This is a genomic window from Variovorax sp. J2L1-78 (assembly GCF_030317205.1).
Classification (GTDB): domain Bacteria; phylum Pseudomonadota; class Gammaproteobacteria; order Burkholderiales; family Burkholderiaceae_C; genus Variovorax; species Variovorax arabinosiphilus.
In genome coordinates, this window is sequence record NZ_JASZYB010000001.1 from 2,211,852 (window position 1) to 2,223,924 (window position 12,073).

At 66.5% G+C, this 12,073-nt stretch carries 13 protein-coding genes; 6 read left to right on the forward strand and 7 right to left on the reverse strand.

Annotation, left to right across the window (positions count from 1 at the left end):
• Positions 1–395: 395 nt before the first annotated feature.
• Positions 396–1,169, reverse strand: coding sequence for a fumarylacetoacetate hydrolase family protein (locus QTH86_RS10505; protein WP_286644747.1), 774 nt, complete (start codon positions 1,167–1,169; stop codon positions 396–398).
• A 175-nt stretch (positions 1,170–1,344) separates the two neighbouring features.
• Between QTH86_RS10505 and efp the strand changes: the two genes are divergently transcribed.
• Positions 1,345–1,899 (forward strand): elongation factor P, encoded by a 555-nt coding sequence (gene efp, locus QTH86_RS10510; RefSeq protein WP_286644746.1) that lies wholly within the window; start codon positions 1,345–1,347, stop codon positions 1,897–1,899.
• An 88-nt stretch (positions 1,900–1,987) separates the two neighbouring features.
• Positions 1,988–2,854, forward strand: a complete 867-nt coding sequence (locus tag QTH86_RS10515) for an LOG family protein (RefSeq protein WP_286644745.1) — start codon at positions 1,988–1,990, stop codon at positions 2,852–2,854.
• Here QTH86_RS10515 and QTH86_RS10520 read toward each other — a convergent pair.
• The 5 genes from QTH86_RS10520 to pncB form a co-directional block, all read right to left on the reverse strand.
• Positions 2,832–4,007 carry an MFS transporter gene (locus QTH86_RS10520; protein ID WP_286644744.1) on the reverse strand — a complete coding sequence of 392 codons (1,176 nt, stop codon included), beginning with the start codon at positions 4,005–4,007 and terminating at the stop codon, positions 2,832–2,834. The genes QTH86_RS10515 and QTH86_RS10520 overlap by 23 nt on opposite strands.
• Positions 4,004–5,284: a DNA recombination protein RmuC gene (locus QTH86_RS10525; protein ID WP_444813805.1), complete on the reverse strand. Its 1,281-nt coding sequence runs from the start codon at positions 5,282–5,284 to the stop codon at positions 4,004–4,006. The genes QTH86_RS10520 and QTH86_RS10525 overlap by 4 nt, the downstream gene beginning before the upstream one ends.
• Before the next feature lie 93 nt (positions 5,285–5,377).
• Positions 5,378–6,355: a 2-hydroxyacid dehydrogenase gene (locus QTH86_RS10530; protein WP_286644742.1), complete on the reverse strand. Its 978-nt coding sequence runs from the start codon at positions 6,353–6,355 to the stop codon at positions 5,378–5,380.
• 16 nt (positions 6,356–6,371) lie between these two features.
• Positions 6,372–7,784 (reverse strand): sodium:proton antiporter, encoded by a 1,413-nt coding sequence (locus QTH86_RS10535; protein WP_286646720.1) that lies wholly within the window; start codon positions 7,782–7,784, stop codon positions 6,372–6,374.
• Between the two features lie 26 nt (positions 7,785–7,810).
• A complete protein-coding gene (gene pncB, locus QTH86_RS10540) occupies positions 7,811–9,010 on the reverse strand; it encodes a nicotinate phosphoribosyltransferase (protein WP_286644741.1) in 1,200 nt (399 codons plus the stop codon).
• 201 nt (positions 9,011–9,211) lie between these two features.
• Between pncB and QTH86_RS10545 the strand changes: the two genes are divergently transcribed.
• Positions 9,212–9,445, forward strand: coding sequence for a CsbD family protein (locus tag QTH86_RS10545; protein WP_286644740.1), 234 nt, complete (start codon positions 9,212–9,214; stop codon positions 9,443–9,445).
• Between the two features lie 52 nt (positions 9,446–9,497).
• Positions 9,498–9,902 (forward strand): hypothetical protein, encoded by a 405-nt coding sequence (locus QTH86_RS10550; protein WP_286644739.1) that lies wholly within the window; start codon positions 9,498–9,500, stop codon positions 9,900–9,902.
• Between the two features lie 65 nt (positions 9,903–9,967).
• Here the strand turns inward: QTH86_RS10550 and QTH86_RS10555 are convergent, their stop codons facing one another.
• Positions 9,968–10,408 (reverse strand): acyl-CoA thioesterase, encoded by a 441-nt coding sequence (locus QTH86_RS10555; protein ID WP_286644738.1) that lies wholly within the window; start codon positions 10,406–10,408, stop codon positions 9,968–9,970.
• Positions 10,409–10,628: 220 nt separating this feature from the next.
• Between QTH86_RS10555 and QTH86_RS10560 the strand changes: the two genes are divergently transcribed.
• Entirely contained in the window at positions 10,629–11,186 is a 558-nt protein-coding gene (locus QTH86_RS10560) for a phasin family protein (RefSeq protein WP_286646719.1), read from the forward strand.
• Between the two features lie 115 nt (positions 11,187–11,301).
• The gene (locus QTH86_RS10565; RefSeq protein WP_286644737.1) at positions 11,302–12,060 is read left to right on the forward strand and encodes a 3-hydroxyacyl-CoA dehydrogenase; all 759 of its coding nucleotides are present in this window, start codon (positions 11,302–11,304) and stop codon (positions 12,058–12,060) included.
• The last annotated feature ends 13 nt before the right edge of the window (positions 12,061–12,073 follow it).

Genomic DNA, 12,073 nt, shown 5'->3' on the forward strand with positions numbered 1-12,073 from the left:
TTCGCTGCTGCTCCTCGCGTCAGGCGGGGTCCGCGCAAACTCGCTTCGCTCAGACACGCGCGGCCCTGATCCGCCTGCCCCTGCGGTGCTCGCCGGAGCCTCAACAGCCGCCCGCAGGCATACCGCCCACCGACGTGGACGCGACGGTTATGCATCCCTTGTAGCGAGCGCAGCGATTGCGCGCCACCAAGCCCGGCAGGCGGTGCGGGCCGGGCGATCCCCTGTGCGTCGCTGAGGAGCGCAGCCTTTCGCGGATCAGGGCTCGCGATTGTCTGAGCGAAGCGAGTTCGAGCGAGACCCCGCGAAAGGCGAGCACCGCAAGGCAGCCGCGAAGCGGCCGGCGCACCGGGGTCGATCGGCCCGCACCGCCTGCCGGGCGCCCTCACCCAGGGAAACTAAACCAGCGTCAACACCGCCTCACCAATCCCATCAAACGAAGCACGCACCGAAGCAGGCCCATCGAGCCACACCATCCCGCACCAGGACCCCGTGGTGAGCACGCTGCCCGCCGCCAACCGGTCATGGCGCGCCACCGCATGCTGCAGCCACTGCGGCGCCATCCACATCGGGTCGCCGCAGGGATGCGCGCCCTGGTAGCGGCCGACTGGCTTGCCATCGACTTGCAGCGTGGCGACCTGCGCCGCCCAGTCGACCGCACGGATCGGCACCCAGTCACCCAACACCAGCGCCCCATTCGATTGGACGTCGGCCAGCCGAAGCGGCGCAGGCGCCTTGTCCGCCCCCATCCAGCGGAAGTCGACCAGTTCGATGGAGACGGTCATGGCGTCGAACAGCGCTTCGGGTGCCTGCACGGCGCGGGCCGCGAGGTCCGGCGCGCTCAAGTCGCGCGCCAGGCGAAACGCGACCTCGATCTCGATGCCGAGGCGGTGAAAATCCTTCGCTTCGAGGCGGCCAGGGGAGGTCAAAACGAAAGGCGCTGGAATCCGGGCAAAGGTGGCGACCGAGGTGGTCGTCGGGCCGCCGCCCTTCCAGGTGCTGGGTGCGGCAGGGTCGGCATCCCAGCCGAGTTCGGCGGCCACGTGATCCTGCAGCGCGTAGATGTCGTCCGGCGACAGCGGCGTGTCGTGCCAGGGGGTGTCGTCGGCGGGAATGCCGCTGCGGCGGGCGGCCACCAGGGCGGCCGCAAGGTCTTGGAGGGTGTCGTTCATCACCGTCGAAGTCTGCCCGAATTGGCCTGTCCGTGAGAAACCCGCTAAAATCGCTGGCTATCCAAAATTTGCCGCCGCTTTTCAACTGCAATTTCGGGAATTCGTTTTCGATGCGGCAGAACTGCAATAGCGCCACGGCCTGCCGCGCGCAGCGGCCAACCAGCCAGACAACGTTATGAAAATCGCTCAAGAAATCCGCGCCGGCAACGTGATCATGCACGGCAAGGACCCGATGGTCGTCCTCAAGACCGAATACAGCCGCGGCGGCCGCAATTCCGCCACCGTGCGCATGAAGATGAAGAGCCTGGTGGCCAACTTCAACACCGAAGTGGTCTTCAAGGCCGACGACAAGATCGACCAGATCGTGCTCGAGAAGAAGGACTGCACCTACTCCTACTTCGCCGATCCGCTCTACGTCTGCATGGACGCCGAGTACAACCAGTACGAAGTCGAAGCCGAGAACATGGGCGACGCCCTGAACTACCTCGAAGACGGCATGGCCGTCGAAGTGGTGTTCTACGAAGGCAAGGCCATCTCGGTCGAACTGCCCACCAGCGTCGAGCGCGAAATCACCTGGACCGAACCCGCCGTCAAGGGCGACACGTCGGGCAAGGTGCTCAAGCCGGCCAAGATCGCCACCGGTTTCGAAGTGCCGGTTCCGCTCTTCGTCGCACAGGGTGACCGCATCGAAATCGACACCCGCACGGGTGAATACCGCAAGCGCGTCTGAGCGACCTGCACACCACCAAGGCTCCTGACGGGAGCCTTTTTTCATGGCGCCGCCCCGAGGCGGCCCGAAGATTGCTCCGGAGCCCCGCATGACCAGCAAGACCCACGATCTCCACGACAAGCGCCTGGCCGATGCCTGGGCGACGCTGCAGGCCCACTCGGACAAGGGCCTGCCGCTCGACCGCGACCCGTCGCGCCTGGCCTTCGCCGACCCCGAATTCCTGCTGCGCCGCGAGACCCGCGGCCTGCGCATGCAGCTCGAGCTGATGAAGCCCGACCTGCAGATGCGCGAGCACGGCATCGAGAACACCGTGGTCGTCTTCGGCAGCGCGCGCTTTCGCAGCGAGGAAGAAACCCGCGCCCTGATCGCCCAGGCCGAGGCCGCCGGCGACACGGCCGCGACCGAGCGCTGGCGCAAGCTGGCGCGCAACTCGCACTACTACGAGCAGGCACGTGCTTTTGGCAAGATGGTCGCGCAGTACAGCAACGACAAGGAGCCGGAAGACAAGCTCTTCATCTGCACCGGCGGCGGCCCGGGCATCATGCAAGCGGCCAACCGCGGCTCCTACGAAGGCGGCGGCCTCAACATCGGCCTGGCCATCGCGCTACCGATGGAAGAAGAACCCAACCCCTACGTCACGCCGGCGCTGAGCTTCAAGTTCCACTACTTCGCCATCCGCAAGATGCATTTCATGATGCGGGCGAAGGCGCTGGTGGCCTTCCCCGGCGGTTTCGGCACGCTCGACGAGCTGTTCGAGGTGGTCACGCTGGTGCAGACGCGCAAAGCCAAGCAGGTGCCGATCGTGCTGTACGGCTCCGATTACTGGAAGCGGCTGATCGACTTCGCCTTCCTGGCGGACGAAGGCGTGATCTCGCCCGAGGACGTCAAGCTCTTCGAATACGTCGACACGCCCGGCGACGCCTGGGACGCGATCAAGCGCTTCTACGCGCTTTGAGCTTCCAGACGGTGTGGCTGCCCATGGCCACCACACCGCCGACGATCCAGAACACGCCGGCGATGCCGATGACCGCGCCAGCGGCACCGAAGAGCATCGGCATGGCGACGCTCGACGCGTTGATGGTCATCAGCCGCAGGCCCAGCGCCTCGCCATGGCGATGGTGCGGCGTGATCTGGTGCAGCATGCTCATGATCATCGGCTGCACCGCGCCCAGCGAGAAGCCCAGCACCACCGAGCACAGCGCCATCGCCCAGGCCGAGTGCAGCAGCGGGTAGACGCAGAACAGCGAAGCGGTGACCAGCGTCGACGTGAGGATCACGCCACGCTCCGAGGTCCGGTTGGCGAACAGCGGCAGCGCCAGGCGCACCGCCGCGGCCGCGATGGCGAAGGCCCCCAGGATGCTGCCAATGACCGACGCGCCCAGGCCCCGCTCATGGCCGAGGATGGGCAGCACGAAGGCATGCACGTCCCAGCTCGACGACTGCAGCCAGTTCACGAAGAGCAGGCGGCGGAACAGCGGTTCGCGCAGCAAATCCCAGGCGCGGGTGGCCGCAGCGCCGGCCGGCAGCGGGGTCGGCTCGGGCTCCTTGGCCGAACGCACCAACAGCCAGCACACGACCGGCATCAGCGCCATGACCGCGAAGGTCACACGGAACGACAGCAGATCGGCGGGCACGTGCCCCGCGTGGTCGATGAGCAGCCCCGCCACGAACGGACCGACGAAGTTCGCCGCGGCCGGGGCGATGGCCAGCCAGCTGAACACGCGCTTGAGGTCGTTGGGGCTTTGCGCGGCGCGCCCGACATGGCGCTGCAGGGCGATCACGGTGGCGCCGGTCGCGCCGCCGGTCAGCAAGGCCGAAACGCACATGACCGGGAAGACCGGCCACACCAGCACGAGGCCGGCACCGAGCGACGCGGCGACCACCGACAGCGCCAGCGGCCGCCGCAGCCCGTGGCGGTCGGCGAAGCGGCCCGCGGGCAGCGCGAGAAACACCTGCGTGAGCGCGAACAGCGAAATCAACACGCCGACCGCCGCCGCGCTGTAGCCTTGCTGCAGCGCCAGCAACGGCGTGGCCAGCCGCATGCCGGCCATCGTCGCGTGCAGGAAGACCTGTGCCGCGATCAGCCGAAGCAGCTCAGCCCCTCTCACAGCGCGCCGTCGTCCTCGGGATCGACCGCCGGCAACAGCGCCTGCGCCTGCAGTTCGGGCAACGCTTCCACACCCTTGAGTGCGCGGCGCATCTGACGTTGCCGGGTATCGGCCTTGTCGATGGTGTCGGAAGCCTTGGCGACCTGTTCCTTGATGCGCTCGACCCATTCGCCGAAGCGGTTGAACTCGGTCTTGACCGCACCCAGCACCTTCCACACCTCCGACGCCTGCTGCTCCAGCGCCAGCGTGCGGAAGCCCATGTGCAGGCTGTTGAGCATGGCCAGCAGCGTGGTCGGGCCGGCCAGCGTCACGCGGTGCTGGCGCTGCACCGCGTCCATCAGGCCGGGGCGGCGCAGCACTTCGGCGTAGAGGCTCTCGACCGGCAGGAAGAGGATCGCGAAGTCGGTGGTGTGCGGCGCGGCCAGGTAGTTGTCGGCGATGGACTTCGCCTCGCTGCGGATGCGCGCCTCCAGCGCCTTGCCGGCCACTTCGACCGCCAGCACGTCGGCGCGCTCGTGGGCGTCGATGAGGCGCTCATAGTCGTCGCGCGGAAACTTCGCATCGATCGGCAGCCACACCGGTGCGCCGTCGGCGCTGCGGCCGGGAAAGCGCACCGCGAAGTCGACACGCTGGCCGCTGCGCGGCTTGGTCTCCACCTGCTTGGCGTACTGCTCGGTCGTCAGCACCTGCTCGAGCAACGCCTCGAGTTGCACCTCGCCGAACACGCCGCGCGTCTTCACGTTGGTCAGCACGCGCTGCAGGCTGCCCACGCCGATGGCCAGCGTCTGCATCTCGCCCAGGCCCTTGTGCACCTGGTCGAGCCGGTCGGCCACCTGCTTGAAGCTCTCGCCCAACCGCGCCTCGAGCGTGCTCTGCAGCTTCTCGTCGACGGTCTTGCGCATCTCGTCGAGCTTGGCGGTGTTGGTCTGCTGCAGCTGGGCGAGCTGCGTCTCCATCGTCGTGCGCACCTCGGCCAGGCGCCGCGCGTTCGATTCGCTCAGGCCCTGCAGCTGCGTGTTGAGCGTGTCGGCCAGGGTCTTCTGCATCAGCGTGAGCTGCTGCGCGAAGGCGTCGATCTGGGCGTTCTGGGTGCGCGTGGCTTCTGCCCCCTGCTGCACCAGCGCGGCCTGGAAGCTGGCGAAGTTCTGGCCCAGTTCCTGGCGCGTACTGCGTGCGGAGTCGGCCACCTCCTGTCGCAGGGCGCGTTCGCTGCGCTCGGTGCCGTCCGCCAGGGTGGCCAGCAGTTCGGCGTGGCGGTCGGGGGCAGGCCGGCGCATCAGCAGCGCGACGAGAAGGATGACGGTGAGGGCGGCAAGGCCCAGCAGGATCCAGAGTCCGATTTCGGCAGTCGACACGTGAGGGGAATCCGTTTACTTCTTGGGGGAGACGATGGGCGTGAGCGGGCCCTTGCCGCTCAGGAACGAGATGAGGTTGTCGGCGGCCAAGTCCGCCATCGCGCGGCGGGTGGGAATGGTCGCGCTCGCGATGTGCGGCGTCAGCACCACGTTCGGCACAGTGAGCAGCGCAGGGTGCACCGAGGGCTCGCCTTCGAACACGTCGAGGCCAGCTGCCGCGATGGTCCTGTTGCGCAGCGCCTCGGCCAGGGCCGCGTCGTCAACGATGCCGCCGCGCGCCAGGTTCACCAGCGTGGCGGTCGGCTTCATTTGCGCGAGTTCGGCAGCGCCGATGGCGTGGTGCGCCGCGGGCGAGTACGGCAGCACCAGCACCAGGTGGTCGGCGCGCTTGAGCAGCTCTTCCTTGCTGACGTAGGTGGCCTTCAGCTCGGACTCGATCGAGGCGTCGAGCCGCGAACGGTTGTGATAGATCACGTCCATGCCGAAGCCCAGCGCACCGCGGCGGGCGATGCCCTGCCCGATGCGGCCCATGCCCAGGATGCCCAGCGTGCTGCCATGCACGTCGGCGCCGGCGAACATGTCGTAGCGCCACTTCTTCCATTCGCCGCGACGCAGGAAATGCTCGCTCTCGGTGATGCGGCGCGCGGTCGCCATCATCAGCGCGAAGCCGAAATCGGCCGTGGTCTCGGTCAGCACGTCGGGCGCGTTGGTCGCCATCACACCGTGGCGCACCATCGCATCGACGTCGAAGTTGTTGTAGCCCACGGCCATATTGGCGCAGATCTTCAGGTCCGGGCACGCGGCGAGCACGGCCTCGTCGATCTTGACGCTGCCGGTGGTGAAGGCGCCCTGCTTGCCTTGCAGCCGGCGGATCAGTTCCTCGCTCGACCAGTCCGCATCGTCGGTGTTCGCCTCCACCTCGAAATGCTGCTTGAGCTTCTCGATGGTTTCGGGGAAGACGGCGCGGGTGACGAGGACGTGGGGCTTGGACATGAACGGCTCCAGTGGATCAGCGGAAAAAGAGGAAGGTGACGGCGATGAACAGCGGGATCAGGCAGGCCCCCGACCAGGCCATGTAGCCGAAGAAGCTGGGCATGCGCACGCCGCGGTCTTCGGCGATGGCCTTGACCATGAGGTTGGGCGCGTTGCCGATGTAGCTGTTGGCGCCCATGAAGACGGCGCCGGCCGAAATGGCGGCCAGGGTGCTGGCGTAGGTCGTCATGAGCGCAGCCGGATCGCCACCCGCTGTGTTGAAGAACACGAGGTAGGTCGGCGCGTTGTCCAGGAAGGAGCTCAGCGCGCCCGTCGCCCAGAAGTACATGGCGGGGTCGGGCTGCCCGTCGGGCCGCGTCACGGCCGCCACCACGGCGCCAAAAGGCCCCTGGGTGCCGGCCTTGAGCATCGCGATGACCGGCACGATGGTCAGGAAGATGCCGGCGAAGAGCTTCGCGACCTCGGCCATCGGACCCCAGCTGAACTGGTTGTCCGCATGCACCGCGGCGGGCGTGATCTTCAGCGACAGCAGCGTGATGGCGACCAGGCCGGCATCGCGCACCAGCCCCGGCAGGCCGACCGGCGTGCCGTAGATGTCGAAGACGACGTCGGACTTCCAGGTGCCGCTCATGAGCACCAGCGCGATCACGGCCGCCAGCAGCCAGAAGTTGATGGCGCCGTCGAAGCCGATGCGCGGGGTGTCGGGCGTGGGGTCGACCGGCAGCACGCCCTCCTTGCGGTAGTAATGGCGATCGATGACCCAGAACATCGCGAGCAGCGCGCCGGTCACGAAGAGCGTGTCGGGCAGGATGTTGCGTGCGGTCCAGAAGAACTCCACGCCCTTCAGGAAGCCCAGGAACAGCGGCGGGTCACCCAGCGGCGTGAGCGAGCCGCCCACGTTCGAGACGATGAAGATGAAGAACACGACCACGTGCGCCTTGTGCACCCGGTTGTCGTTGGCGCGGATGAGCGGGCGGATCAGCAGCATCGACGCGCCGGTCGTTCCCATCAGGCTCGCGAGCACCGCGCCGATCGCCAGGATCGCCACGTTGAGCCCCGGCGCGCCGTGCAGGTTGCCCCGGATGTGGATCCCCCCCGCCACGGCGAACAGCGCGGTGAGCAGGATGATGAAGGGAATGTATTCCGCCAGCAGGGCATGCGCGAGCTGCGTGCCGGCCAATGCCGGCCCGAAGACGGCGGCGAACGGCAGCAGGAACGCGAGCGCCCACGCCGCAGCGACCTTGCCGAAGTGGTGGTGCCAGAACGACGGCGCCAGCAGCGGCATCAGCGCGATCGACAGCAGCAGGCCTGCGAAAGGCACGCCCCACAGCGGCGACAGGCGGGCGCCGTCGAGCCCGGCGGCATGCGCCAGGGCAGGAGACAGCAGGGGCAGCGCCAGCAGCGCCAGGCGGCGCGACACGTTCTTCATCGGCGGATGCACTTTCAGGGAGCGGGTCACGCGATCTCGAAGACCTGCCGCAGGTAGGCCAGGTACTTCTCGTCGTCGCACATGTTCTTGGAGGGCGTGTCGGACAGCTTGGCCACCGGCTGGCCGTTGCAGCGGATCATCTTGATGACGATCTGCAGCGGCTCGTAGCCGAGGTCGTTGGTCAGGTTGGTGCCGATGCCGAAGGCCAGCTGGCAGCGGCCGCGGAACTGCCGGTAGAGCTCGATGGTGCGCGGCACCGTGAGGCCGTCGCTGAAGATCAGCGTCTTGGTCAGCGGATCGACCCGGTTGGCGATGTAGTGCGCCAGCATGCGCTCGCCCCACTGGAACGGGTCGCCGCTGTCGTGCCGCGCGCCATCGAAGAGCTTGCAGAAGTACAGGTCGAAGTCGCGCAGGAAGGCGCTCATGCCGTAGACGTCGGACAGCGCGATGCCCAGGTCCCCGCGGTACTCGCGCGCCCACGACTCGAAGCCGAAGATCTGGCTGTCGCGCAGCCGCGGGCCGAGGGCCTGGCAGGCCTGCAGGTACTCGTGCGCCATGGTGCCCAGCGGGATCAGGCCGAGCTTCATGGCGTAGAGCACATTGCTGGTGCCGGCGAACTGCGGCAACTTGGCGCCCAGTTGCACCGGTGCGGTCACCGCGCCCAGGCGGGCGGTCAGGGTGCGCAGCACCTCTTCGTGCCATGCCTTGGAGAAGCGCCGGCGGGTGCCGTAGTCGGCGATCTTCAGGTCGGACAGGCCCTCGGCCTGCAGCTCGCCGATCTTGGTCTCGAGCCGCCGGCGCCCTTCCTCGATGTCGGGACGCTTCTGCGTGTTGCGGAAGTAGACCTCGTTGACGATCGCCAGCACGGGGATCTCGAAGAGGATGGTGTGCAGCCACGGCCCCTTGATGCTGATGTCGAGCTCGCCCGTCGGTAGCGGCGTGATGTCGATGTACTTCTCATTCAGGCGGAACAGCCCGAGGAAATCGACGAAGTCGCTCTTGATGAAGCGCATCGACCGGAGGTAGGCGAGCTCGGCGTCCTTGAACTGCAGGGCGCAGAGGCCGCGGACCTCCTCGCGGATCTCGCTGGCGAAGCGCGCCAGATCGACGCCGGGGTTGCGGCACTTGAAGCGGTATTCGACGCGGGCACCGGGAAAGTGGTGCAGCACCACCTGCATCATCGTGAACTTGTAGAGGTCGGTGTCGAGCAGGCTGTGAATGATCATGGTGCGGCGCGCGTGTCTCTGGTGTCGGCGTGCGCTCGATTATCACGGTCCCCGTCGGCTTGTGCCTACGGACCCCGCCCGGGGCGTCCTACCGGCATGCCGAGCCACACCCACGACAGTGCCTTCACGCCAGCCAAAAAGCGCTTTCCCCGAAGAAGGTGCAGCCAAAGGCGGAACACATCATTCACGAAGGAGATCGTCATGAACAAAGACACCATCGAAGGCAACTGGAAACAGCTCAAGGGCAAGGTCAAGGAGCAGTGGGGCAAGTTGACCGACGACGATTTCGACGTCATTGCCGGCAAGCGCGACCAACTGCTGGGCCGCATCCAGGAACGTCATGGCATCAGCCGCGACGAGGCCGAAGAACAGGTCAAGACCTGGGAAAGCGCCGAAGGCCGCACGCCGGCCGCGCTCTGGTACGAAAAGCACTGACCCTCTTTCGCTCGCATCCAAAACCAATCCAACAGACTTACGGAGAACTTCCATGAAAAAACACCTGCTCATGCTCGCCATTGCTTCCACCTGCTTCATCGGCGCCCAGGCCGGCGCGATGACGAAGGACGAGTACAAGGTCGCCAAGGAAAAGATCGAGGCCGACCACAAGGTCGCCAAGGCCCAATGCGACACGATGAAGGACAACGCCAAGGACGTCTGCAACAAGGAAGCCGACGGCAACCAGAAGGTCGCCAAGGCTGAGTTGGAACAGGCTTACAAGCCGACCGCTGCCCACCAGCGCAAGGTCGCCGAGGAAAAGGTCGACATGGCCTATGAAGTCGCCAAGGAAAAGTGCGACGACCAGACCGGCGACGCCAAGAGCGCCTGCGTGAAGCAGGCCAAGGCTGACGAAGCCAAGGGCAAGGCCGACATCAAGGCCATGAAGAAGATGTAATTCGCTTCCCGCGAAGACATGAAAAACGGCGCCTTCGGGCGCCGTTTTTCATGGAAATCCTCTCTTCAAGCGCGCAGGTCGGCGACGACCTGCAAAAGCGCTTCGGGCAAGGCCACCGGCCGCTGCGTCTGCCGGTCGACGTAGACATGAACGAAATGCCCCTGGGCCGCCGCCGTCTCGGCGCCCTCGGCAAACAGGGCGATCTCGTAGCGCACGCTGGAGCTTCCCACCTGCGCGACGCGGATGCCCGCCTCCACCGTCTGGGGAAACGCCAGCGGTGCGAAGTAGTTGCATTGCGTCTCGACCACGAAGCCGATGGTCTGGCCCTGGTGGATGTCCAGGGCGCCGCGCTCGATCAGCAACGCGTTCACTGCCGTGTCGAACCAGCTGTAGTAGACGACGTTGTTGACGTGCCCGTACATGTCGTTGTCGGCCCACCGGGTGGGAATGCGATGGAAGGCGCGATAGCCGTCGCGGTGGTGGGGGCGGGGGCGCGCAGTCGTCATGGCGCGGGATTCTGCCAGCGCGTGCCGCCGACCGAAAACAAGGCCGAAATCCGGCGAAACGGCCGGTTTAGAACCCGGCTTCTAAATTGCGCCGCCGCCTGCCAAAAGGCTTGATTGCACGGCCCAGCTGCCTATACTTCGGCTCATGCTGCACCGCAACATAGACGAGACAGGGGCAGCGAACGTGATCCATTCCTCAATCCTTACCGGAGTTACCACCATGGCACTGACCGCTGACCAAATCCTCGCCGCCCAAAAGGCCAACCTCGAAACCCTGTTCGGCCTGACCACCAAGGCGTTCGAAGGCGTCGAGAAGCTCGTCGAACTGAACGTGACCGCTTCCAAGGCCGCCCTGAGCGAAGCCGCCAGCACCACGCAAGCCATGCTGAGCGTCAAGGACGCGCAGGAACTGCTCGCCCTGCAGGCCAGCCTGTTCCAGCCGCTGGCTGAAAAGACCTCGGCCTACAGCCGTCACCTGTACGACATCGCCCAAGGCACCGGCGCCGAATTCTCCAAGGCCTTCGAAGGCAAGGCCGCTGAAGCCCAGCAAGCCTTCGTCGGCTTGGTCGACAGCGCTGCCAAGAACGCCCCAGCTGGCTCGGAAACCGCCGTCGCCGTGATGAAGAGCGCCGTGGCTGCCGCCAACAACGCGTTTGAGTCGGTCCAGAAGGCCGTCAAGCAAGCGACCGACGTCGCCGAAGCCAACTTCAACGCGGTGCAGACCACCGCCGTGAACGCGGCCAAGAGCACCGCTCAGACCGCTTCGCGCAAGCGCTGAGCCACTGCTGTCCTCCTCGGATCCCTCGGGTCCGACGCAAGCCCCACCCCGGTGGGGCTTTTTTTCGTCCGGCTCTTCGATAATCGTGCGTTCAACACACTCAGGAGACACACGCATGCAGATCGAAGGCAAGGTTTTCATCGTCACCGGCGCCGCCTCGGGCCTGGGCGAAGGCACGGCACGGATGCTCGCGGCCAACGGCGCCCAGGTGGTGGTGGCCGACATGCAGGCCGACAAGGGCGAAGCGGTCGCACGCGACATCGGCGGCGTGTTCGTCAAGTGCGACGTGACGCAGGAAGCGGACGGCCAGGCGGCGGTCGATGCCGCGCTCAAGCTTGGCAAGCTGTTCGGCCTGGTCAACTGCGCCGGCATCGCCATCGGCGAGAAGACCGTGGGCAAGAACGGTCCGCACGCGCTGGCGGCCTTCACGAAGACCGTGACGATCAACCTGATCGGCAGCTTCAACATGATCCGCCTGGCCGCCGACGCCATGTCGAAGAACGAGCCCGAAGCCACCGGTGAGCGTGGCGTGCTGATCTCGACCGCCTCGGTGGCGGCCTACGACGGCCAGATCGGCCAGGCCGCGTACAGCGCCTCGAAGGGCGGCATTGTCGGCATGACGCTGCCGATCGCCCGCGACCTGGCGCGCAGCGGCATCCGCAACATGACGATCGCCCCCGGCATCTTCGGCACGCCCATGCTCTTCGGCATGCCGCAGGAGGTGCAGGACGCGCTGGCTGCCAACGTGCCCTTCCCCTCTCGCCTGGGCACGCCGGCTGACTACGCCAAGCTGGCCAAGCACATCATCGAGAACGACATGCTCAACGGCGAAGTGATCCGCCTGGACGGCGCCATCCGCCTGGCACCGAAATAAGCTCTCCCCCGAA

What these genes read in the sequence shown, in the direction of transcription:
- QTH86_RS10505 (WP_286644747.1), bottom strand. Translation starts at nt 1,169, where the DNA reads ATGAACGACACCCTCCAAGACCTTGCGGCCGCCCTGGTGGCCGCCCGC.
- efp (WP_286644746.1), top strand. Translation starts at nt 1,345, where the DNA reads ATGAAAATCGCTCAAGAAATCCGCGCCGGCAACGTGATCATGCACGGC.
- QTH86_RS10515 (WP_286644745.1), top strand. Translation starts at nt 1,988, where the DNA reads ATGACCAGCAAGACCCACGATCTCCACGACAAGCGCCTGGCCGATGCC.
- QTH86_RS10525 (WP_444813805.1), bottom strand. Translation starts at nt 5,284, where the DNA reads ATGCGCCGGCCTGCCCCCGACCGCCACGCCGAACTGCTGGCCACCCTG.
- QTH86_RS10530 (WP_286644742.1), bottom strand. Translation starts at nt 6,355, where the DNA reads ATGTCCAAGCCCCACGTCCTCGTCACCCGCGCCGTCTTCCCCGAAACC.
- QTH86_RS10535 (WP_286646720.1), bottom strand. Translation starts at nt 7,784, where the DNA reads ATGAAGAACGTGTCGCGCCGCCTGGCGCTGCTGGCGCTGCCCCTGCTG.
- pncB (WP_286644741.1), bottom strand. Translation starts at nt 9,010, where the DNA reads ATGATCATTCACAGCCTGCTCGACACCGACCTCTACAAGTTCACGATG.
- QTH86_RS10545 (WP_286644740.1), top strand. Translation starts at nt 9,212, where the DNA reads ATGAACAAAGACACCATCGAAGGCAACTGGAAACAGCTCAAGGGCAAG.
- QTH86_RS10550 (WP_286644739.1), top strand. Translation starts at nt 9,498, where the DNA reads ATGAAAAAACACCTGCTCATGCTCGCCATTGCTTCCACCTGCTTCATC.
- QTH86_RS10555 (WP_286644738.1), bottom strand. Translation starts at nt 10,408, where the DNA reads ATGACGACTGCGCGCCCCCGCCCCCACCACCGCGACGGCTATCGCGCC.
- QTH86_RS10560 (WP_286646719.1), top strand. Translation starts at nt 10,629, where the DNA reads ATGGCACTGACCGCTGACCAAATCCTCGCCGCCCAAAAGGCCAACCTC.
- QTH86_RS10565 (WP_286644737.1), top strand. Translation starts at nt 11,302, where the DNA reads ATGCAGATCGAAGGCAAGGTTTTCATCGTCACCGGCGCCGCCTCGGGC.